The sequence below is a fragment of the Paraburkholderia sp. JPY419 genome, assembly GCF_050435705.1.
Taxonomy (GTDB): domain Bacteria; phylum Pseudomonadota; class Gammaproteobacteria; order Burkholderiales; family Burkholderiaceae; genus Paraburkholderia; species Paraburkholderia youngii.
The window spans coordinates 3623514-3645827 of sequence record NZ_JBNDKV010000002.1 but is presented as its reverse complement, the minus strand read 5'-3'; the positions used below and the strand labels follow the sequence as shown (position 1 = coordinate 3645827).

At 65.3% G+C, this 22314-nt stretch carries 19 protein-coding genes and 1 pseudogene; 4 read left to right on the top strand and 16 right to left on the bottom strand.

Features of this window, described 5'->3' with window-relative positions:
* Window positions 1–73 precede the first annotated feature (73 nt).
* From QFZ91_RS22885 to QFZ91_RS22835, 11 genes and pseudogenes are all read right to left on the bottom strand, one after another.
* Window positions 74–1345, bottom strand: coding sequence for a YeaH/YhbH family protein (locus QFZ91_RS22885; protein ID WP_429568516.1), 1272 nt, complete (start codon window positions 1343–1345; stop codon window positions 74–76).
* Window positions 1346–1507: 162 nt separating this feature from the next.
* Window positions 1508–3430: a PrkA family serine protein kinase gene (locus tag QFZ91_RS22880; protein WP_176126234.1), complete on the bottom strand. Its 1923-nt coding sequence runs from the start codon at window positions 3428–3430 to the stop codon at window positions 1508–1510.
* A 619-nt stretch (window positions 3431–4049) separates the two neighbouring features.
* The gene (locus tag QFZ91_RS22875) at window positions 4050–4811 is read right to left on the bottom strand and encodes a 2-keto-4-pentenoate hydratase (protein WP_176385037.1); all 762 of its coding nucleotides are present in this window, start codon (window positions 4809–4811) and stop codon (window positions 4050–4052) included.
* 366 nt (window positions 4812–5177) lie between these two features.
* Window positions 5178–6962 (bottom strand): methyl-accepting chemotaxis protein, encoded by a 1785-nt coding sequence (locus tag QFZ91_RS22870; protein WP_429568515.1) that lies wholly within the window; start codon window positions 6960–6962, stop codon window positions 5178–5180.
* A 361-nt stretch (window positions 6963–7323) separates the two neighbouring features.
* Window positions 7324–8254, bottom strand: a pseudogene (gene rbsK, locus QFZ91_RS22865) (ribokinase).
* A gap of 48 nt (window positions 8255–8302) precedes the next feature.
* Window positions 8303–9346: a LacI family DNA-binding transcriptional regulator gene (locus QFZ91_RS22860; protein ID WP_176385041.1), complete on the bottom strand. Its 1044-nt coding sequence runs from the start codon at window positions 9344–9346 to the stop codon at window positions 8303–8305.
* A gap of 115 nt (window positions 9347–9461) precedes the next feature.
* On the bottom strand, window positions 9462–10577 hold the full coding sequence (locus tag QFZ91_RS22855; RefSeq protein WP_176385043.1) for an ABC transporter permease: 1116 nt from the start codon (window positions 10575–10577) through the stop codon (window positions 9462–9464).
* Complete coding sequence (locus QFZ91_RS22850) at window positions 10577–12169, bottom strand: sugar ABC transporter ATP-binding protein (protein ID WP_429568514.1); 1593 nt, start codon at window positions 12167–12169, stop codon at window positions 10577–10579. The genes QFZ91_RS22855 and QFZ91_RS22850 overlap by 1 nt, the downstream gene beginning before the upstream one ends.
* A gap of 355 nt (window positions 12170–12524) precedes the next feature.
* On the bottom strand, window positions 12525–13499 hold the full coding sequence (locus QFZ91_RS22845; RefSeq protein ID WP_429568513.1) for a sugar ABC transporter substrate-binding protein: 975 nt from the start codon (window positions 13497–13499) through the stop codon (window positions 12525–12527).
* Between the two features lie 315 nt (window positions 13500–13814).
* Window positions 13815–14792 carry a magnesium/cobalt transporter CorA gene (corA, locus tag QFZ91_RS22840; protein ID WP_429568512.1) on the bottom strand — a complete coding sequence of 326 codons (978 nt, stop codon included), beginning with the start codon at window positions 14790–14792 and terminating at the stop codon, window positions 13815–13817.
* A gap of 199 nt (window positions 14793–14991) precedes the next feature.
* Window positions 14992–15462 (bottom strand): hypothetical protein, encoded by a 471-nt coding sequence (locus QFZ91_RS22835; protein ID WP_429568511.1) that lies wholly within the window; start codon window positions 15460–15462, stop codon window positions 14992–14994.
* A gap of 238 nt (window positions 15463–15700) precedes the next feature.
* Between QFZ91_RS22835 and cydX the strand changes: the two genes are divergently transcribed.
* Complete coding sequence (gene cydX / locus QFZ91_RS22830) at window positions 15701–15847, top strand: cytochrome bd-I oxidase subunit CydX (protein ID WP_026228716.1); 147 nt, start codon at window positions 15701–15703, stop codon at window positions 15845–15847.
* The gene (locus tag QFZ91_RS22825) at window positions 15844–16425 is read left to right on the top strand and encodes an AAA family ATPase (protein ID WP_429568510.1); all 582 of its coding nucleotides are present in this window, start codon (window positions 15844–15846) and stop codon (window positions 16423–16425) included. The genes cydX and QFZ91_RS22825 overlap by 4 nt, the downstream gene beginning before the upstream one ends.
* 110 nt (window positions 16426–16535) lie before the next feature.
* On the opposite strand, the gene QFZ91_RS22820 is transcribed toward QFZ91_RS22825, so the two are convergent.
* Both QFZ91_RS22820 and QFZ91_RS22815 read right to left on the bottom strand, forming a co-directional pair.
* Window positions 16536–17633 carry a saccharopine dehydrogenase C-terminal domain-containing protein gene (locus QFZ91_RS22820; protein ID WP_429568509.1) on the bottom strand — a complete coding sequence of 366 codons (1098 nt, stop codon included), beginning with the start codon at window positions 17631–17633 and terminating at the stop codon, window positions 16536–16538.
* A 257-nt stretch (window positions 17634–17890) separates the two neighbouring features.
* Window positions 17891–18349 carry an Lrp/AsnC family transcriptional regulator gene (locus tag QFZ91_RS22815; RefSeq protein ID WP_176108362.1) on the bottom strand — a complete coding sequence of 153 codons (459 nt, stop codon included), beginning with the start codon at window positions 18347–18349 and terminating at the stop codon, window positions 17891–17893.
* 340 nt (window positions 18350–18689) lie between these two features.
* Here QFZ91_RS22815 and QFZ91_RS22810 point away from each other — a divergent pair, with 340 nt between their 5' ends.
* Together QFZ91_RS22810 and QFZ91_RS22805 are read left to right on the top strand one after the other, a co-directional pair.
* Window positions 18690–19208, top strand: a complete 519-nt coding sequence (locus QFZ91_RS22810; RefSeq protein WP_429568508.1) for a Spy/CpxP family protein refolding chaperone — start codon at window positions 18690–18692, stop codon at window positions 19206–19208.
* Window positions 19209–19321: 113 nt separating this feature from the next.
* On the top strand, window positions 19322–19759 hold the full coding sequence (locus tag QFZ91_RS22805; protein WP_176108360.1) for a PGDYG domain-containing protein: 438 nt from the start codon (window positions 19322–19324) through the stop codon (window positions 19757–19759).
* Between the two features lie 18 nt (window positions 19760–19777).
* On the opposite strand, the gene QFZ91_RS22800 is transcribed toward QFZ91_RS22805, so the two are convergent.
* From QFZ91_RS22800 to QFZ91_RS22790, 3 genes are all read right to left on the bottom strand, one after another.
* Window positions 19778–20143: a DUF3022 domain-containing protein gene (locus tag QFZ91_RS22800; protein ID WP_429568507.1), complete on the bottom strand. Its 366-nt coding sequence runs from the start codon at window positions 20141–20143 to the stop codon at window positions 19778–19780.
* A 96-nt stretch (window positions 20144–20239) separates the two neighbouring features.
* The gene (locus tag QFZ91_RS22795) at window positions 20240–21145 is read right to left on the bottom strand and encodes a YhfC family intramembrane metalloprotease (protein ID WP_429568506.1); all 906 of its coding nucleotides are present in this window, start codon (window positions 21143–21145) and stop codon (window positions 20240–20242) included.
* Window positions 21146–21229: 84 nt separating this feature from the next.
* Window positions 21230–22303 (bottom strand): LacI family DNA-binding transcriptional regulator, encoded by a 1074-nt coding sequence (locus QFZ91_RS22790; RefSeq protein ID WP_429568505.1) that lies wholly within the window; start codon window positions 22301–22303, stop codon window positions 21230–21232.
* Between the last annotated feature and the right edge of the window lie 11 nt (window positions 22304–22314).

Below are 22314 nucleotides of genomic sequence, written 5' to 3'. Positions count from 1 at the left end.
CGGCTTGCCCCAAGTCGTACGATTCATCGCCGCACGCGTCGTGATCCAGATGCGGAGCGCAATCAGCGTTCCATCACGAAGTCGCCGCCTGCTTCTCGAACAGCTCGCGAAACACCGGATAGATATCGGCCGCGGTTTCGACCTTCTTCATCGCCATATGCGGTTGCGATAGCGCCAGTTGCGCGTATTCGAGCCACAGATTCTGCTCTTCGGGCGTCACCTGAATATACGCAAAATACCGCACCTTCTGCAGGATGTCATCCGAGAGTATCTTGCGGCACTTCGGCGAATCGTCGGTCCAATTGTCGCCGTCGGAAGCCTGCGCCCCGTAAATGTTCCATTCAGTTGGCGAGTAGCGTTCGTCCATCACCTTGCGCATCAGTTCGAGCGCGCTCGACACCACCGTGCCACCGCTTTCGGTCGAGTGGAAGAACGTATCTTCGTCGACTTCCTCGGCGCGCGTGTGGTGGCGAATGAACACCACTTCGATGCGCTCGTAGTTACGCTTAAGAAACAGGTACAGCAGGATGAAAAAGCGCTTCGCGAGATCCTTGCGCTGCTCGTCCATCGAGCCGGACACGTCCATCAGGCAGAACATCACTGCCTGACTCGACGGCGTGGGTTGCTTCACGCGATTCACGTAGCGCAGATCGAACGGATCGATGAACGGAATCCGCCAGATGCGTCCTTTCAGATGGTGGATGTCGTCTTCGAGCAGCTTGATCTCTTCGCGGCGATCGGCGGGATCGGCCTTCAGCTCTTCGAGCTGCCGCTCCATTTCGTGCAACTGGTTGACGAGCGGCGCGCCGAGCGCGATGCGCCGGCCGAGCGCGCTGCGCAGCGAGCGCACCACGTCGATGTTGTTCGGCGTACCCTCCGCGGCCCAGCCCGCGCGGATGCTTTTCCACGTCGGCACGGCCATCAGATGGGTTTTGACGAGACGCGGCAGTTCGAGGTCGTCGAAGAAATACTGCATGAACTCTTCGCGGCTCAGCTCGAACACGAAGTCGTCCTGACCCTCGCCCTCGTTGCTGGCCTGACTGCCTCCGCCGCCACCACCACCGCCTTGCGGGCGCTGGATCTTGTCGCCGCGGATGTAGTCCGAGTTGCCGGGATGCACCATCTCGCGCCGGCCGCCCGGTCCGTGACGGAACGACGGCTCCGCGATGTCCTTGCGCGGAATGGTGATGCTCTGGGTGTTCTGGATATCTTTGATGCTGCGGTCGCGCACCGCTTCCGAAACGGCGCGACGGATATAGTTCTTGACGCGGCGCAAAAAACGCTCGCGATTCGCAATACTCTTGTTCTTGCCTGCCAACCTGCGGTCGATGATTTGATGAAGCACGCCCGGTCTCCCGTCCGTGCAACCGCGTTTGCTCTGCGGCCGCACTAATATTTCCGGTGCGCGAGACGCCCGCCGCGCAGTGCATGCTATGCGGCTTGCGCCTCGCCGGTTGCCCGTACGGTCGAACCGTACGGGCGGCACATCATGAGTATCATGCGCGCATCACGATGACTTGCGCACGCGCAGATACCAGTCGCACAACAAGCGCACCTGTTTCGGCGTATAGCCCTTCGCCACCATGCGATTGACGAAGTCTTCGTGCTTGCGCTGCTCTTCGGCCGAGCCCTTCGCGTTAAACGAGATCACCGGCAACAGTTCTTCCGTATTCGAGAACATCTTCTTTTCGATCACGACGCGCAGCTTCTCGTAGCTGATCCACGCGGGGTTCTTGCCCGCATTCGCAGCCCGCGCGCGCAGCACGAAGTTCACGATCTCGTTGCGGAAGTCCTTCGGGTTGCTGATGCCCGCCGGCTTCTCGATCTTCTCCAGCTCGGCGTTCAACGCGGCACGGTCGAAGCTCTCGCCGGTGTCGTGGTCGCGGAACTCCTGATCCTGGATCCAGAAGTCCGCATACGTGACGTAGCGGTCGAAGATGTTTTGACCATACTCGGAGTACGACTCCAGATACGCGGTCTGAATCTCCTTGCCGATGAACTCCGCATAGCGCGACGCGAGCACGTCCTTGATGAAGGAAAGATACTTCTGCTCGGTTTCCGGCGGGAACTGCTCGCGTTCGATCTGCTGTTCGAGCACGTACATCAGATGCACCGGATTGGCCGCGACCTCGGTCGAGTCGAAGTTGAACACGCGCGACAGAATCTTGAACGCGAAGCGGGTCGACACCCCGGTCATGCCTTCGTCGACGCCCGCGAAGTCGCGGTACTCCTGGTACGACTTCGCCTTCGGGTCCGTGTCCTTCAGATTCTCGCCGTCGTAGACCTGCATCTTCGAGAACAGGCTCGAGTTTTCCGGCTCCTGCAAACGCGTGAGCACGGACATCTGCGCCATCATCTTCAGCGTGCCAGGCGCGCAGACCGCGTTGGCCAGCGACGAGTTGCGCAGCAGCTTCTCGTAGATCTTGACCTCTTCGCTATAGCGCAGGCAGTACGGCACCTTGACGACGAAGATCCGGTCGAGCAGCGCTTCGTTGTTACGGTTGTTGCGGAACGCCTTCCACTCCGACTCGTTCGAGTGAGCGAGGATGATGCCGTCGAACGGGATCGCGCCGAAGCCTTCCGTACCCTTGAAGTTGCCCTCCTGGGTCGCGGTGAGCAGCGGGTGCAACACCTTGATCGGCGCCTTGAACATTTCGACGAACTCGAGCAGGCCCTGATTGGCGAGGCACAGGCCGCCCGAGTAGCTGTACGCGTCGGCGTCGTCCTGCGCGTACTGTTCGAGCTTGCGGATGTCGACCTTGCCGACCAACGACGAAATGTCCTGATTGTTCTCGTCGCCCGGTTCAGTCTTCGAGATAGCGATCTGACGAAGGATCGACGGATAGCGGCGCACCACGCGGAACTTGCGGATGTCGCCGTTGTACTCGTGCAGGCGCTTGACCGCCCACGGACTCAGGATGCCTCGCAGGTAGCGGCGAGGAATGCCATATTGCTCTTCGAGGATCGGACCGTCTTCCTCGTAGTCGAACAGACCGAGCGGCGATTCGTTGACGGGCGAGCCCTTGATCGCATAGAACGGTACGCGCTCCATCAGTTGCTTCAGCCGTTCCGCGATCGACGACTTACCGCCGCCGACCGGTCCTAACAGATACAGTATCTGCTTCTTTTCTTCGAGCCCCTGGGCCGAATGCCGGAAGTAGGCGACCACCTGCTCGATCACCTCTTCCATTCCGTAGAACTCACGGAATGCGGGGTATACCTTGATGACCTTGTTCGCGAAGATACGCGATAAACGCGGATCGTTGCGAGTGTCGATCTGTTCCGGTTCTCCGATTGCCGTCAACATGCGTTCGCCTGCAGTGGCGTACGCGGCGGGATTGTCTTTGCAGAGCGCGAGATACTCCTCGAGCGAGAGTTCATCCTCCCGTGTTTTCTCGAAGCGGGTCGCGAAACTGCTGTAGATATCCATGCTACCTCCTCGCCGAAGTCTGGAGCGATGTCGTGCGCGGCGCGCTATTCGGAAACGACATCGCTCGAATTCATCCTAAACCCTTTTAAATTTTTTTTCACGGACTACGTTGCGAAAATCGCTCCGTAACCGCGAAGCTACAGTCCTCACTTGGAAACAAAGAATCGACCACCTACAATTTTTCACTCGCGCCGCCACGAATCAAATCATCCGCTGCTCCGCTGTACCGTTACTTTCTTCAGCACCGGATCGCTATTCAGTGCTCCTGCACGACTTCGCTTTACCGCTGCATCGCGCCATGACGTCGCATTGCTATTGCACATCCCGTACCTGCACCGTCGACCCTTCACAAAAATGCGGCTGTCTGCGCACGCACACTTCGTCACGAAAAGCAGGCACACCCCTGATCCGTATGACTGGATGACGGCAGCCGCTCGCGCCGCTCTCATAGGTGTATACGGAAAGAAGCGGCAAAGTTGCAACAAATGGATTCGAACAGGTTAACGATTCAAAGACTGCCACTGTTTCGAATTCGCCAAAATAAAAACGGCTGCCCGCGGGCAGCCGTTTGGAATGGATGAAGCGTTGTAATTTGCGGTTACAACCGCCGCAGCATCGATCAGGTCAGTTCAATTTCCACTTCACCCAACCCATCGATATGTCCACGCACGATGCCGGGCTCGTCGATCTTGTGCGCGCCGACGTATGAGCCGGTGGTCAGGGTCCAGTCGCGCTCGATCGTGATGCCCATCGCCGCGCAATGGTTGACGAACCAGACGAGCAGCTCGCGCGGATCGCCGGCCGGATTGCCGGTCACTTCCGGTATCAGCGAGCGGCCGTTGAAGCTCAGCTCCAGTTCCGGCGACACGAAGTCGAAGCCGCGCGCGAGGCTCGCATAGACGGCCGGATGGCCAGTGATCAGCGCGCCGTTGTTCTGCGCGTCGGCTAGCTGCGCGAGCGGCGCGACGTTCGGCCACTCGGTGAAGCGGCTGTCGACGATCTCGATGGCCGGCAGCACGGCGCCGAGCCTGGACAGCACCTCGTCGCGCGCATAGGCCTGAGCGCGCGGCTCGATCGTCACGTCGAAGCGAAACGCGATCTCCAGTTCGACCAGCACGCGAAAGAATCCGTCATGCGCGAGCCGCGCCGGCGACGGCACCACCAGCGAGGCCGGAATCGGCGCGCCCGACGCGGCGCCGCCCGGGGACTTCGCGCCGATCTTCCACGCGCCGGTCGATTCGCCCAGCCCCGCGATCACCGCCTGCTGGATCGCGTAGGCGGTCGCCGCGTCGGGCGGCAGGCTGTCGGGGGCGGGCGCGTCGATCGGCAGGTGCTGCCGGCGTGCCTCGACGAGGTGTTGCGCAAGATCGTAACGCGTCATGTCGGTTCTTTGTGGCTGGCGCATGGCAGGTTCGCAGGACGTAGCAATAAGTGGGAACCACCTGTTGAAGGTGCGGGCAGCCGCGCGCCGCGCACGCGGATCGGGGCCGTGCCCGTCAATGTACCGGATCGCGACACGCGCCGGTGAAAGCCACGCAGCGCGCAAACGTTATTTCTTGCGCGAGCCGAAAAAAAGCCGCACCTGGGTCCCCAGGTGCGGCTTTTCGCGAAGCTATCGTCGTTCGTACGACGCGGATGCCGGACAGCCAGCGAGCGGACAGGAACGGATGTTGCAACGAACGGCGCGTGTTCAATCACCTAACGCGCGACAGCGCCGCCGCCCATGTACACGTGAACCCGAGCCCGCTCAGAAGGTCTCCCAACCCTGATCACCGCCGGCCGTCGCCGCGGACCTGGCCGGCGCGCGGGTGGGCGCGGGCGCGGCGGCAACCTGCGGCGCGGCAGCGGCCACCGTCGCTGGCTTCGCCGGCATCGCCGCCTGCGCCGCAGCCGGCGTGTGCTTGCGTGCGCGCGCGGCGACCGGGCTCGTGGACACCGGGCGCTTCGGCGCCGCAAGCGCGGACGCCCCGTCGTGACCGCCACGGCCGCTGTCGTCGAGCTGGAACACCGCGACCACGTTGCGCAAGCGGGCCGCCTGCTCCTCGAGCGACGACGCCGCGGCGGCCGCTTCCTCGACGAGCGCCGCGTTCTGCTGTGTAACCTCGTCCATCTGCGTGACCGCGCGCGCGACCTGGTCGATGCCGCCGCTCTGCTCTTCGGACGCCGACGCGATCTCGCCCATGATGTCGGTCACGCGCTGCACCGCGCCGATGATTTCGCTCATCGTGCGGCCGGCCTCGTCGACCAGCGCCGAGCCCGACTGCACGCGCTCGACCGACGTATCGATCAGCTCCTTGATCTCCTTGGCCGCCGCCGACGAACGCTGCGCGAGGCTGCGCACCTCGCCCGCGACGACCGCGAAGCCGCGCCCTTCCTCACCGGCGCGCGCCGCCTCCACGGCTGCGTTCAGCGCGAGGATGTTGGTCTGGAAGGCGATGCCCTCGATGATCGAGATGATGTCGGCGATCTTCGCCGAGCTCTGGTTGATGTCGCCCATCGTGCCGACCACCTGGCCGACCACCGCGCTGCCCTTATTGGCGATCTCCGACGCGCTGGCGGCAAGCGCGCTCGCCTGTCGGGCGTTATCGGCGTTCTGGCGTACGGTGCCGGTCAGCTGCTCCATGCTCGACGCGGTTTCCTGCAGCGCGGACGCCTGCTCTTCAGTGCGCGACGACAGATCGACGTTGCCCGCCGCGATCTGCCGCGTCGCGGTCGCGATCGACTCGCTGCCGCCGCGCACGCTGCGCACCGTTTCGGTGAGGCTGCGCTGCATTCTGGCGATTCCTTCGAGCAGTTGCCCCATTTCGTCGCGCGAAGTCACGACCACCGGACGACGCAGATCGCCGGCCGCGATCGCCTCGAAGTGGCCGAGCGCTTCGTCGAGCGGACGCGCGATCGCACGGCTCAGCGTCAGATACGACAGCGCCGCCGCCAGCACGCCGAGCACCAGCGCGCCGATGCTGACCATGCGGAACACGTGGAAACTGTTCTGCGCGGAGTCGAAGCCCTGCTTCGCCGAATCGAACTGATATTTTCGCAGTGCGTCGTCGGCGCCGACGAGGTCATTGAAGACGGCCTGCAGATTCTTCGCGTGCTCGACCAGCTTGCTCTGATCGTTCGCCTCGATTGCCGTCGCGAACGCTTCGAGCTGCTGATGCAGCGTGTTGCGCTTCGCGGCGACGTCCTGCGCGAGCCGGTCTTCGTCCGCGTCGCGCGGCAGATCGAGATATTTTTTCCACCACATGTCTGACGTGCTGCCGAGCATGCGCGCACGCTCGATCGTGGATGCCGCTTCCGGCGTGCCGACGAGGAACGCGGCGCGGTCGAGCGCGAGTCGCTCGCGCGCCGCGTACATTTCCGCGTTGCCGATGTTCACGGCGCTCGGCATCGCATCGGTGAAAGTGGCTTCATGGGCGTCGTTCGAACGGCCCATGCCGAACAGACCGAAAACGCCGATCGCAACCAGCAACGCGGCGAGGAACGCCATCGTGAGTCCAATTCGCGCCTTGATCGTGATGCCTTTATTCAACATGCTTGGTCCTGTGTGCTGTACTCGATGAGAGACTGCTGCTTACGCAGCGTGGGGCGGCGTGAGTTTGGTTCCGGCGCTGTTTTTGAGTCATTGCTCTAACTACCGTTTACGGCAGCGCGTTCATAGACTTGAAGCAATTAAAAGGTATGAACAAAGACGATGTAAGACGTTGAAAGCGAGTTGACGGGAGACGTGTGGGTTCGCGTCGGGTTGGGGAAACGCGACGGTATTCGTCAAAGCACGACTTTTGACGTTTGAGCGGCAGGGAATTGGGCGGATTGCGAGCCGTACGGAGTCGCCCGAAGCGATCGCAGCACAGCGCCGTCAGGCGGCTCGCGGGGGCGCTAATGCCGCGATGGCATCAGCCCGACGCGTCGACTTCGGCGCGCGTCGGAATCGACGGCTGTGCGCCCGCGCGCGTCACCGAAAGCGCGGCGGCGCGTTGCGCGAAGCGGATCGCCGCTTCGACGCTCGCACCCTGGGCGAGTTGCGCCGCGAAGCCGCCGATGAACGTGTCGCCGGCTGCGGTCGTATCGACCGCCTCGACGCGCGGCGCGTCGTACAGCGTCGCGGCCGCGCCTTCGAGCGCCGCGTGCACGCCGCGCGCACCGAGCGTGACCAGCACGTTGCGCACGCCGGCCGCGCGCAATGCGGCGGCGGCTCGCGCGGCGTCCGCGGGCGAGTCGACGGCGACACCGCTCAGCGCGGCGGCTTCGAGTTCGTTTGGAATCAGGTAATCGATCAGCGGCAGCCAGGCGGCTGGCAATGGGCCGGTAGCGGGCGCCGGGTTAAGGATCACGATCTTGCCGAGGCGCCGCGCCGCGGCCAGCGCCGCATGCACCGATTCGGGCAGGGGTTTCGAGCTGGCAGATCACGACATCGGCGGCGGCGAGCGCCGCTTCGTGTCGCGCGATGCTGGCCGGCGTGAGCTCGCCGTTGCTGCCCGCGACGATTACGATCGTGTTCTGGCTCGCATCGTCGACGACGATCAGCGCCACGCCGCTCGGTTCGCTGCCGGTTTCGAGCGCCGCACAGTCGATGTGCTCTGCTTCGAGGCCCGCGCGCAGTTGCGCGCCGTTCGCATCGGCACCGACGCAGCCGAGCATCGACACCTGCGCGCCGAGCCGCGCGGCGGCGACCGCCTGGTTGCCGCCCTTGCCGCCCGCGACCTGCGCGAAGCCGCGGCCGGCCAGCGTTTCGCCCGGCTGCGGCAGGCGCGGCGAGCGCACCACCAGGTCCATGTTCAGACTACCGACCACCGTGACGTGTGAACGCGTTGGGTTGCTTGCCACTCGTGTGCCCTCCATTGCGCGACGTGTCGCGTTGCTATCGCGGGCGTGTCAGGCCGCCAGATTCCGCCGTGCGTCTCCCGCCCATGTCGCGGTGGATTCGCGCACGATCAGCCGCGGCGACACCACCCGCCGGCGCGCCGGGCTGCGCGCGGTGCTGTTCGACGCCGCCTCGGCGATCCGGTCGATCAGCGTCTGCGCGGCCGTGTCGCCAAGCGCGCGCACCGACTGCCCGACCGTCGACAGCGACGGGAACGTGAAGCGGCCCAACTCGATATCGTCGAAACCGATGATCGAGCAATCGCGCGGCACGCTGATATTGCGCTCCGCCGCCGCGCGCAACGCGCCGATGCCCATCATGTCGTTGACCGCGAAAATCGCCGACGGCCTGACCGTGTCGAACAGCTGCGCGGCCGCGCGGTGGCCGCCCGTCCCCGAAAAATCGCTTTCGACGATCGCATCGGCGGCAATCTCGATGCCGCGCTCGGCCATCGCGCGAATGAAGCCGTGCACGCGCATCGCGCCGACCGCGGTCTCCACCGGCCCCGTGATGCAGCCGATCCGCACATGCCCGAGCTCGAGCAGATGACGGGTGGCGAGGTAAGCGCCCTTCTCGTGATCGATCTGCACGAGGTCCGCGACGACCCCCTCGATGTTGCGGTCCACCACGACGAGCGGCTCGCGCGAGTCGGCGAGCGTCTGCGCGAGCACGGCGTCGTCACCGGCCGACGCGACGATCAGCCCGTCGATGCGCTTTTCCTGCAACACGCGCAGATAGTTGCGCTGCTTCGCGGGGTCATCGTCGGAGTTGCAGAAGAACACGCAGTAGCCGTTGCGCGCGCAGCCGTCCTCGATGCCGCGCGCGAGCTCCGCGAAATACGGGTTGGTGCTGTTCGGCACCACCAGTCCGATCGTCGCGGTCGCGCGCGCCTTCAGCGAGCGCGCCACCGCCGACGGCACATAGTGCAGTTGACGAATCGCGTGCTCGACTTTCGCGCGCACATCGGCCGACACCGGCCGCGAGTTGTTCACGACGTGCGATACCGTCGTGAACGACACGCCCGCCACGGCCGCTACATCCTTGATCGTCGCCATAACCTGTTGCTCTCCTACTGCCTGTTGTTCCCGCCGGATGCGCCGCCTGGCGACCCGCGGACGTCTTCATCGAAGACACACCACACTGATTCATCGCTGCGCCGCGGCGCACCCCTCAGCCGCGTTTGCGGTGGCTGCGGTAGGTATCGAGCACCACCGCCACCACGATCACCGCGCCGGTAATCATGCGCTTGGTCGGCTCGTTCGCGCCGATCTGCGCGAGGCCCGCCGCCAGCACCGAAATGATCAGCACGCCAAAGAACGTGCTGATCACCGAACCACGCCCGCCCATCAGACTCGTGCCGCCGATCACGACCGCCGCGATCACCTGCAGCTCGAGGCCGACGCCCGCATTCGGATCGGCCGCCTCGAGCCGCGAAATCTGGAACAGCGCCGCGAGTCCCGACAGCGCGCCCATCAGCGCGAATACGATCACCTTGTACGGCCGCGGATTGACGCCCGCGAGCCGCACCGCTTCCTCGTTGGTGCCGATGCCGACCAGATAGCGCCCGAACACCGTGCGCGTCAGCACCAGCTGCGCGATCACCATCACCGCCACCGCGACCAGAAAGGCCGGCGAGATGCCGAGCGCGATCGGGTTCGACAGAAAATCGAACGCGTCGCCGATATACGCGGTGCGCGAATTGGTCATCTGGTACGCCATGCCGCGCGCCGCCTCGAGCACCCCGAGCGACACGATGAACGACGGAATCCGCCAGCCCACCGTCACCGCGCCGGTCACGGTGCCGGTCAGCGCCGCGACCGCGACACCGAGCAGCGCCCCCGCGGCCGGCCCCCAGCCCCACTTCAGCGTCACCACGCTGACTACCGACGCCCCGAGCGCGAGCACCGAGCCGACCGACAGATCGATCCCGGCGATGATCAGCACGAAGGTCATGCCGACCGACATCACGACGAGATCCGGAATCTGGTTCGCGATCGTGCTGAACGTGTCGTAGGTCAGAAAGTGCGAACTCAGCAGCGAGAACAGCACGATCATCGCGAGCAGCGCGCCGGCGAGGCCCAGGTAGTTCGAAAAGCCGAGCCGCGTGCCGGCCGGCTTGCCGCTCGCGAGCGGCGCCGACGGATCGGCCGGCGGTGTCACGACGGGCGCGTCTGGCGCGCCGGCTGGCTTTTCGCCCTGCTTGCCGCCCTGCTGGTCACCCTGCTTGTCGCCCCGTTTGTCACCCTGCTTGACACCCGCCGCCTCGCGCCACGGTTGATCGGTCATCACAGACTCCCTGCTTCGTTGACGCCGTGCGTGTGCAGCAGCGCCTCGCGGCCGCGGTAGCCGGCGAACGCGGCCGCGAGCAGCGCATCCTGGCTCCAGCTCGCGCGCTCGAACACTCCGCTCATGCTGCCCGCCGACATCACGCCGATCCGGTCGCAGATCAGCATCAGCTCGCGCAGATCGCTCGACACCACGACCAGCGCGCGGCCGTCGCGCGCGAGCGCGCCCATCAGTCCGTAGATATCGAACTTCGCGCCGACGTCGATGCCGCGCGTCGGTTCGTCGAACAACAGCACGCGGCAGTCGCGCGCGAGCCAGCGGCCGATCACGACCTTCTGCTGGTTGCCGCCCGACAGCTCGCCGACGATCTGCGCGGGCCCCGAGCTGCGAATCCGCATCGCGGCGATCTGCTTGTTCGCCAGCGCGTTCTCGCGCTTCGCGTCGACCACGCCATGCCGCGCGACGCTGCCGAGATTGCCGAGCGACAGGTTGGCCGCGATCGGCTGCGGCAGCAGCAGGCCTTCGCCTTTGCGGTCCTCGGTGATCAGCGCGATGCCCGCGCGCACCGCGTCCGCCGGCGAGTCGATCTGCACCGGCGTGGGCGGCGCGCCCGGCGTCGCGGCGAGCGACACGCTGCCGCCGTCCTTGCGGTCGGCGCCGTAGATGAGCCGCATCAGCTCGGTGCGGCCCGCGCCGATCAGCCCGCTGACGCCGAAAATCTCGCCCGCGCGCACCTCGAACGACACGTCGCGCACGACCTTGCCGCGCGCGAGCCGCTCCACTTTCAACAGCGGCGCGCCGATGTTGCGCGCGCCGAGATCGATATGCTCGCCGAGCTCGCGGCCGACCATCCACGTGACGATCTGCTCGCTCGTCAGATTCGCCATCGCGTCGACATGCACGAGGCGGCCGTCGCGCAGCACCGCGACCCGTTCGGCCACCCGCGCCAGCTCTTCGAGCCGATGCGAGATATAGACGAGCCCGACGCCGCGCGCCTTCAACCGACCGATCTGCTCGAACAGCAGATCGACCTCGCGCGCGGTCAGCATCGCGGTCGGCTCGTCGAGTATCAGCACGCGGCAGTCGCCGATCAGGTTGCGGGCGATCTCGACCATCTGCTGATGACCGATACCGAGTTCGCCGACCAGAGTGTCGGGATCGATCGCGTCGAGCCCGACCTGCGCCATCGCCTCGCGCGCGTTCTCCCGCAGCTTGCCGCGATCGATCCAGCCGAAGCTGAACGCGCCCGCGCGCGGCAGCCGGTTCAGGAACAGGTTTTCGGCGACCGACAAGGTCGGCAGCAGATTCAACTCCTGCATCACCATGCGCACGCCGAGCGCCTCGGCCTCGGTGCGGCTCGCGGGCGCGTACGGCGCGCCGGCGAGCTGCATCGTGCCCGCGCTCGGCTCGACCAGCCCGCCGACGATCTTCGACAGCGTGCTCTTGCCCGCGCCGTTCTCGCCGGTCAATGCCAATACCTCGCCTGCTCGCAGCGACAACGATACGTCGGCGAGCACCGGTTCGACATAGGTCTTGCCGATGCCGCTGACGCTCAGCACGACAGGCAAGGCGTCGTGATCGGTCGAATCCATCGCGCTCCTGATTGCATGGTGCCTCTGGCGCCTTCGTGACACCCTGGCGGTGGTCCGCTGCGCTTGCCGCACAGCACATCGCTCCTGGCTGCCACGAGTCATGCCGGCCCACTGCGCGGAATGCGCAGGCGCTCACGGCCGCGCTTCTCTCACCGCGCGAGCCGCCGTCATGACGCTTATCTCTGGAATTAACGGCGGCCGGGCGGAATTCTTGAGCGTTCGTTGAATAAAAGCGGACGGCGGGTTGCCGCATTGCCGCTGAAGCGTGCGGTGCGCGCTTCGCGGCGGCATTGGCGGTTTCCCGCGAGCCTGTCCGGCCGCGCCCGGCTCGCGCTCGACGCCGGGCGCGCCGCGCTTACTTCAGCGTGTCCTTCGTCACCAGCACGACCGGCGTTTCGACGACGCCCGACAACTCCGACTGCTTCCTGTTTTCGCTCAACGCCTTCAGCGCGGTATCGATGCCGAACACTGCCTGCTTCGCCGCGAACTGGTCGGCGGTGGCGAGCACGCGGCCGTCCTTCAGCATCGGATGGATCGCGTTGATGTTGTCGTAGCCGACCACCTGCACCTTGCCCTGCTTGCCGGCCGCGCGCACGGCCGACACCGCGCCGATCGCCATGTTGTCGTTGCCGGCGAGCAGCGCCTTCAGGTTCGGATACTCATTGAGCATTGCCGACGCGACCGCGTTGCCCTTGTCGATTTCCCACTCGCCCGACTGCACCGACACGATCTTCGCGCCGACCGCCTGCATCGCGTCCTTGAAGCCCGCGGTACGCTGCTGCGCGTTGGTGGTGGTCGATACGCCTTCGAGGATGCCCACCTCGTCGCCGGCCTTCAGCCGCTTCGCGAGGTAGTCGCCGACGAGCCGCGCGCCCTTGCGGTTGTCGGGGCCGACGAACGGCACGTTCAGGTCTTTCGACTTCAGCACGTCCTGGTCGAGCCGGTTGTCGATGTTGACGACGATGATGCCCGCGTCGACCGCCTTCTTGACGACCGGTACGAGCGCCTTCGAATCGGCCGGCGCGAGCACGATCGCGTCGACCTTCGACACGATCATCTGCTCGACGATGCGGATCTGGTTGGCGGTGTCGGTTTCGTCCTTGATGCCGTTGGTGATCAGGTCGAACTTGGCGGGGTTCTGCTTCTGATAGTCCTTCGCGCCGGTCTCCATGGTCAGGAAGAACTCGTTGGCGAGCGACTTCATCACCAGCGCGACCTTGGGTTTATGAGCCGGGGCGTTCTGCGCGTGGGCGACGGAAAAAGGCAGGACGGCGGAGGCGGTGGCGAAAACTGCGGCGGCAAGAATGCGACGACGGGTTCGATGGCTCATGCGTATCTCCAAGTTTGTCAGGCTCGCGGGCGAGCCGTATTTTTTGTGATGCGCAGACGTTTGCGAGGCCTATTCTCAGCGCAAGCTTTTCGGAATGTCAACGATTCGCGGTGTTGCAACGCACCGGCGCGCAGCATGTGCGGCGCCGCGATGCGCTCGATCGATTCGGGCAGCGTGTGGCAAGGTCCCCTCGCTCAGTCCGTGCAGTCGAGAACGCCGATGCATCGCGTGCGGCGCGACACACCGGCCGCTTATGCTGGCCTGGTATTGCGCGCGCTGCAAGCGAAACCGCGAGGATCCTGAAAGGCGCGCCGGCTACAGCCAGCCGGCCTTGCGAAAGCGCCGGTACAGCAGGAAGTCGATCGCCAGCATCACGATCAGCACGACCGGATAGCCGAACTTGAAATGCAGCTCGGGAATGCGCTCGAAGTTCATCCCGTAGATACCGGCGATCATTGTCGGCACCGCGAACAGCGCCGCGAACGAGCCGAGCCGCTTGGTGATTTCGCTCTCGGCGAGCGAGATCATGCCGAGGTTCACCTGCACCGCCGTGACGACGATTTCGCGGCGCCCCTCGATGGTTCTGACGATCCGGTCGAGGTGGTCGTAGACATCGCGGAAGTACGCCTGCATGCCGGAGCAGATGCTCGGAATGCGCCCGCCGGTCAGTTTGCCCACCGCTTCACGCAGCGGCAGGATGTGGTGTTGCAGGGTCACGAGCCGGCGCTTCATCGTGTACAGGTCCTGCACGATCGCGCGCGAGGCGGCCGAATCGTTCTTCTCGAAGATGCGGTCCTCGAGCGCTTCGAGCTCGGTGCTCATCGCCTCGACGATCGGGAAATAACGGTCGACCACGTCGTCGATCAGCGCATACAGCACGAACGCCGAGCCTTCCTTCAACAGATGCGGCTCGTGCTCGCAGCGCGTTCGCACGCTCTGAAAACCGGCGCGCGTGCCGCGCCGCACCGACAGCACATAGTTGCTGCCGACGAATACGGCGACTTCGCCGATCACGAACTCGCCGTTCTCGTCCATCTCGACCGTGTGCATCACGGTGAACAGCGAATCGCCGTACTCCTCGATCTTCGGGCGCTGATGGCCGTGTTGCGCATCTTCGATCGCGAGTTCGTGCAGATCGAACTCCTCTTTCATGACCGCGAGTTCTTCGGGGCTCGGGTCTTTCAATGCGACCCAGACGAAGCACTCGGGCCGCGCGACGTAGTCGCTGATGGCGTCGATATCGATGTCGGCGAGCTTACGGCCGTCCTGATAGGCGGCGCAATTGATCAACATGTTCGGATTACCCTCGAAACGAAAACAGACCGGGCCGCCCTCTCGCGTAAGCGTTGCGTAAGACGGGCGACCTGTGTCGCGTGAACGGACAAGCACACTTTCAGCAGGCTTGGATCAGCCGCCATGTTAAGGCGCGCTGCATAAGGTGCGCGTTTCGAATTGTTAATGCCCGGCCGCATTGCTACTGCCGCTACCGCGGCTACTGCGCGACCCGCTGCAGGCCGATGCGGTGATCGTCGTTGAACGTGACCGATGCGCGGTTCGTGTAGCGCGGGTCGGCCGTCACGACGAAGTTCAGCTCGACCACCGGATCGAACTGCGTCGATACGCCGATCCGATGCGTGCCGGGCGGCAGATAGAACACCACGTGCTCGCCGTTCATCAGGTCGGTCACGCGCTCGCCGTCGATATAGACGAGCGCATCGCGGAACCGCACGATCACGTCGCGCGAACGCTCGCGCCGCACGTCCACCGCGACGAGGCCGGGGCCCGGCTGCGTATAGCCCTGTCTGACGATGCGCTCGGCCGGCACCGATTTGAACGGCACCGGCTCGGCCGGGGTCGACGCGCAGCCGGCTAGCGTGAGCACGCTGAGCACGCTGAGCGCGACGCATGCGGCCAACGCGGCGCGGCGTGCGGCCCGGCCGCGGCGAGACGGGCGCATCGGCATGCTGGTTCTCCCGTGTGCTCTCGATGGTGGGCCGAGTTTGTGACTACGCGGTGCGGGTCTTACGCATGACTGTCCCGCATCATAGCAACGCGCGCGGAACTCGGGCGCCGCGCCCTCTTGCATGGCGCGGCGTTCTTCTTCATGATCGTTGAAGGCGGCCGCGCTCACGGCTGGCCGTCGTGGGTAACTGGCAAGCCTGTCGATTGGCGTCGCCGGACGCACGATCAAGGAGACTGCGATGTGGTATTTCACCTGGATTCTCGGCGTGGGTGTGGCGCTCGGCTTCGGCATCATCAACGTGATGTGGCTCGAGACCAACGGCAAGTTCGCGCGCGACCCGCGCCCCGATGCGGCCGCCGCGCCGCGTGAGGACAAGCCTGCGTGACTTCTCTGGTTTTCTTTTGCGGTCATGCGGGCACGGGCAAGACGACGCTGGCGAAAAAACTGTTCGGCCCGCTGATGAAAGCGAGCGGCACCCCCTTCTGCCTGCTCGACAAGGACACACTGTACGGCGGCTATAGCGCGGCCGCGATGGCGATGGTGACCGGCGATCCGAACGATCGCGACAGCCCTCTTTTCCTGGAGCATCTGCGCGACCCCGAATATCGCGGCCTCATCGATACCGCGCGCGACAATCTCGAACTCGGCATCAGCGCATTGGTCGTCGGCCCGCTGTCGCGCGAGGTGCGCGAGCGGCGACTGTTCGATCATGCGTGGCTCGGCGTCGCGCCGGACGTGAGATTGCGTGTCGTGTGGGTGCGGACCTCGGATGACGTGGCGCGGCAGCGGATCGTCGCGCGCGCGAATCCCAACGATGCGTACAAGCTCGCGCACTGGGACGATTACCGGCGGCGGCGCTTCGAGCCGAGCGGCGCGAGCCGCGAGGGTCTGCTGATGTTCGACAATACCACGCCCAGTTCGGCGGACTATCAAGCGCTCGTTGCGCAAATCGTGGCTGGATGACGGCTACGCGAGTGCGGCGCAGCGCAGCCCCGCTGATCGGCTGAAAAACGAAAAATCCCCGTACGTCAGTGACGTACGGGGATTTTCATTTGGCGCGAGCTATTCGAACCTCAAACCGTCACCGCCGCCTCCAGTGACTGCCCTTCGTACAGCCTGCCGAAGCGGTTCGCGAGGAAATCGCCAAGCGACACCTGCTCCTGCCGCACGAAGCCCTTTTGCGGCAGCTTGCGCTCGCGGAACAGATCGAGCACCGCGCACATCGCGCCGGCGGTGGTGATCTGGATCGCGCTCATCGGCACGCCGCAGACGGTCTTCGCGAAGATCTTGCGCGTGAAGACCTCCTGCACGAGCTGGCCGTCGCGCATGCCGCTCACGGTGATGAACACCAGCACGACGTCCTGCGCGGTCGATGGCACCGAGCGGCGCATGATGGTCTTCAAGGTATCGCGGTCGCTCGACAGACGCAGGTCTTCCAGCAGGAACTGCATCAGGTTGCGATGTCCCGGATAGCGCACCGACTTGTAGTCAAGCGATTCGACGCGGCCCGCCAGCGTCTCGCACAGCGTGCCCAACCCGCCCGACGTGTTGAATGCTTCGTACTCGGTGCCGTCGAGCGAGAAATGCTCGAGACCTTCGAGCGGCTGCACCCACTGCGTGCGGCCGTCGCGGATCGCCTCGCACGGCTGGCAGTACTCGTTGATCAGGCCGTCGACGCTCCACGTCAGGTTGTACTTCAGCGCATTGGTCGGAAACTCGGGCAGCGCGCCGACGCGCATCTTAACGTCGCGGATTTCCGTGAAGCGATTCGCAAGCTCGTGCGCGGCAATGCCGATGAAGCCCGGCGCGAGACCGCACTGCGGCATGAACGCGTGATCGGCATCGTCGGCGATCGCGCGGATCGCGTGCGTCGCGCGCACGTCCTCGGTCAGGTCGAAGTAATGGACACCCGCGCCCTTCGCGGCCGATGCGACGTTCACCGCGAGGTAGTACGGCAGCGCGTTGATCAGCACGTCGAAGCCCTGGATCGCGGCGCGCAGCACGGCGGCGTCGGCGGAATCGATGCGGCGGGTCGGAATGCCCTGGGCGGCGAGCTTGTCGAGTGCGTGCTGATCGCGGTCGAACGCGACGACTTCGTAGTCGCCCGTCTCGCGCAGCATATGAGCAATGGTGTGACCGATCAGACCTGCGCCAACGATAGCTACTTTCATCTGTTTCTCCTTGTTATCCATGTGCTGTCTGTGAGCTTGGGAAGTGCGCCGCGTATTGCGCGCGGCGCCTGCGGGCCGAACCCTTGAATGACAGTGTAGGAAGAAGCAAAAACAGTTCATACGCGCAAAATGCTGCGGTATGACCATCAGGTTCGACGTTCCGACGAACTTCTCAAACGATTCGTCGAAAACGCGCAAAAAACGCGTAAACGACAGACCGTCGAAGCATTCGCGAAGAGGTTACGCCGCGCGCCGACTCACACCGTGCCGCGGTCGATCTTGCGCGCGAGAATGATCGACGTCGTGGTCCGCTCGACCCCTTCGAGCCCGCCGATCTGATCGAGCAGATCGTTGAGCCGCTCAGGCGAATCGGCACGCAGCCATGCCACGTAGTCGTACTCGCCGCTGACCGCGCACAGCAGTTGCACCTCGGGCATCTTGCCGAGGCGCTTCTGCACGGCCGGCCCGTGCTTCGGCGCGATGATGATGCCGACATAAGCGACGATGCTCGAATCGAGCACGTCCTGGCCCAGCCGCACGCTGTAGCCGGCGATCACGTTGCTGCGTTCGAGCCGCGCAATGCGCGCGATCACGGTCGTGCGCGCGACGCCGAGCTGTCGCGCGAGATTCGCGACGCTCTCGCGCGCGTTGGCTTGCAGCAGTGCAACGAGATTACGGTCGAGGTCGTCGAGCTGGTCGAGGCGCGGAGGTCTCATCGAAGGGACGGGAAGTTGGTATGGAATGTCGCGGATTATCGCGCGTCTGCGCGGGCAGCGGCGCCGTGTGATGGTGCGCGGTCACCGCTGCCCGGCACACTGTGGGGCGTCCTCGGCGCGGCAGATCGGCGCACTTGCCGCGCAGGCGCGAGCCGTTTCGTGTTCGTTTCGGTTGTAAGCGTTTGTCGCACAGCAGCCGTATTGCGGGGATATCGTGTTACTAATAGCGGCGACGGGCGAAGGCGGCAGCTGGTTGCGGCGCGCCGCTATTCGTCGCTGGCGCGAGGCGATACGCACGCCGCGCGCCGAGTCTCAATACGAACAGACATCAGGAGTTTCGATGAAAAAAGCACTCGTTATGCTGGCTACGGCCGTTTCGATGGGCGGCGCGTTCGCTCAAACCGCCGCGCCGGCCTCGGCCTCGGCACCGTACACCACGGCAACGGCTTCCGCGGCCAAGGCCGGCCATGAACGCAACGTCGAAGACCGCATCGCTTATCTGCATTCGCAACTGAAGATCACGCCCGCGCAGGAAACGCAATGGAAGGCGTTCGCCGACGTGATGCGCAGCAATGGCGAAACGATGGGCCAGCTGTTCGAGCAGCGCAAAGCCGCCACCAACGTGAGCGCGCTCGACGACATGAAACAGTATGCAACGATTGCGCAGGCGCATGCGGACGGCATGAAGAAGCTCGTCGATGCGTTCGAGCCGCTGTATGGCAGCCTGTCTCCGGAGCAGAAGAAGCTCGCCGATGCGACGTTCCACCGTGGCGGCCCCGAGGGTCATCAGCGCGGCCACCATGGCAAGGGCAGCAAGCCCGCGGCCGAAGCCGCGAGCGACGCGGCCGTCAAGCCGTAATGAAAGAGCGCCCGCGGCGGGGGCTTGCCCCGTTGCGGGCATCTGGCATGATTCGGGTTCGCAAAGCGGAGAGTCTCGCCGCAATGCCCACCCCCTAATCTCCCACCCGCTTCATGACCGAACTCAGGAATCTCGATCTGCGTGACGATCCGCACGCCCAACGCGTCGTCAAGGACGAAACGGTAAGCGTCGAATTCGCCGCCTCCGAAGGCCAATTGATGAGCCTCGAAGGCCCGAACCGCTATGTGCGCGGCGATGCGCTAATCACCGGCTCGACCGGCGACCGCTGGGTCGTGTCGCGCGAGCGCTTCGACGCGAAGTACCTGCCCGCCGATCCAGCGCTCGCGCACGGCGAAGCCGGCGCCTATCGCAACATCCCGGCAGTCGTGCTTGCCCGCCGGATGGACGAGCCCTTCTCGCTCGCGCGCTCGGCCAGCGGCGGCGACGTGCTGCACGGCGCGGCCGGCGACTGGGTCATGCAGTACGCGCCCGGCGACTATGGCGTCGTGCAGGCCGCGCGTTTCGCGAAGGTCTATCGTCTCGCGGATTGAAGCAGATTCACCCGCGCTTCATGCGAACTCGTCGCCGAGCTCGACCGTGACTTCGCGCGGCACCGCCTCGCCGTTCGCGTACATTTCTTCGAGCGAGCCCAGGCTCGCTTCGACGTACGCGCGCAAAACCGCGAAGCTGCGGCCACGCAGCCGCGCCGACATCGCGCGATAACGCGCGAGCGCCGCCGGCGCGATCGCGACCGTCATCTCGATGCGCCTCGCGGTCGAACCGAAGCGCATCGCTACCCAGTGAATCGTCAGTGTGGGCGCGCCATTGTCGGCGGCACGCTCGATGAACTGCGTCTGCTCGGGAAACAGATCGCTGATGACGCGCGCGAGCTCGCCGAACTCCGGATGCGCGCAGTCGTATTGGTAAGCTTCCATGAAGGCTGCCGGGAAAAGAGGATCCTGAAACGTAGGCGCATTTTAGAGAAACGCTGAAGGGATGGCGAGGCGCCTGCGATCCAGCGGTTCATCCGCTCACGCCGCCGCTGGCCGCCGGTAACTGCGGATCAACAGTCCCGCGACGAACACCGCCGCCACCGCATAGATCGTATCGACCGCCGCGAGCGGCAGCAGCCGCGCCTGCGTCATCGCCGCGGGCGTGTCGATCAGCGCGTGCACCACGATCGCGAGCGGCAGGATGGCGCGCGAGCCGGCCCGCACTCCGCGCCACATCAGCACCGACAGGCCGATCTGGAACACCAGCGCGGCGACGCGTTCGAGCGCGAAAATGCCGGCCAGTTGCGGCGTCAGGCTTGCGAGAATCAGATGCACGCGCATCACTGCTTCGGCCGGCAGATTGCCGAGGTAATCGCCGAGCTGGCCACGGTTTTCGAGGACCGCGAACACGAGCCACTGGAACTGCACGAGCACGCCGACCATCCATGCTTCCGCGCCGCCGTGGCCGAGGCCGTAGCTCAGTGCGGCGCCATCGTCGGCGCGCAAGGCGGCGGTGCGGGTGTCGGCGTCGGCGCTCGGGCTGGCGGCGGCGTTGGCGCCCGCGCTTGCAGCGACGCCGGTGGGCGCTTCCACGCTCGACTTTTTGCGCACGACCGGCCGCGTCGCCGCCCGCTTCATCAGCAGCCGCATGCCGAAGAACCGCCCCACTTCCTCGCAAACGCCCGCGACCAGAGCTCCATAGACGACGAACGCGAGCGGCTGCGAAAGGAACGCCGCCGTCGCCGCGTTACCGCGCAGCAGATAGTCGTTCAGCGCCCGCTCGATCACCATCGCGAACAGCGCAAACACCGCGACGCCGGCGATCGCGTCGCGCGGCCTGAGCGCGAGCGGACGGCGCAACTGCCGGTAAAGCAGAAAAGGTAAAGCGGCGATGACGAGGGTGGCGAGCGCGAGGCTCGCGAGGGTAAGCGGTGGCACGACCATGAGTATCCTTGCGGGGTTCCTTGCAATCCCCGGCGCGCAACCGCTGCGCGCCGCAGCCCCGAATGATCGCAGATTGACCGGAAATCAGCGCGCGGTCGACGCACGCACGACCAGCTCCCCGGGCAGCAGGCAGTCGCGCGCGCCCGTCTGCGCGCCTTCGATGCGCTCGTGCAGGAATTCGACCGCGCGATAACCGATGTCATAGGTCGGCTGACGGATCGTCGTGATGCCGGCGAGCTCGGCCCAATCCGGATCGTCGATCGAAAGCAGCGCGACGCGGCTCTGCCAGTGCGCGCCGTAACGCGCGTTCAGGTGCAGCGCGAGGCGCAACGCGACCGGCGCGTTGGCCGCGAACAGCGCGACACGCGGGGCGGTGCCGGCCCCGTCCAGCGAGTCGATCACACGATCCAGCTCCGCAAGGCCGCGTTCGACAGCAGTTTCATCGGCGAGATCGAGCACCAGCGTATGACCGCGCGCGCGACCTGCGTCGCGCATCGCGCGGTCGAACGCGTCGACGCGCTGCCGCCGCGAGCTGACCCGCTCGAACGGCTGCACGACGAACCAGATATGCTCGAAGCCCCGTTCGAGCAGATGCCGCGTGCCGAGCTCGGCGGCCGCGCCATTGTCGAGGCCGACCATGTCGGCGACCAGCCCCTCCACTCGGCGATCGACCAGCACCGCTGGAATCCCGCCGTCGCCGACCGGCCGCAGCGTCTCCTCGCGCACGCCGAGCGCATTGACGATCACGCCTTCCACGCGATACGTGGTCAGCAGTTGCAGGTAACGGCGCTCCATCTCGACTTCGTTCGCCGCGTGGCAGATCAGCGGCATCAAACCGAGCGCGTGGCACGCGGCCTCGACGCCTTGCAGCACTTCGACGGAGTACGGATTGGTCAGGTCGGCGACCAGCATGCCGATCAGCCGGTTGCGGCCGCGCTTCAGGCCGCGCGCCATCTGATTCGGCTGGTAGTCGAGCCGCGCGATCGCGGCTTCGATGCGCGCGCGCAGCTCGGGCGACAGCGCGCTGAACTCGCCGTTCAGATAGCGCGAGATGCTGGTCTTGCCGGTGCCGGCTTCGCGCGCGACATCGGTGATCGTCGCGCGGCGCGTCGGCGCGGACGGCGGATTGGGTGGCGTGGCGGGCGGGGTCGTGCTCATTCGCTGATCGC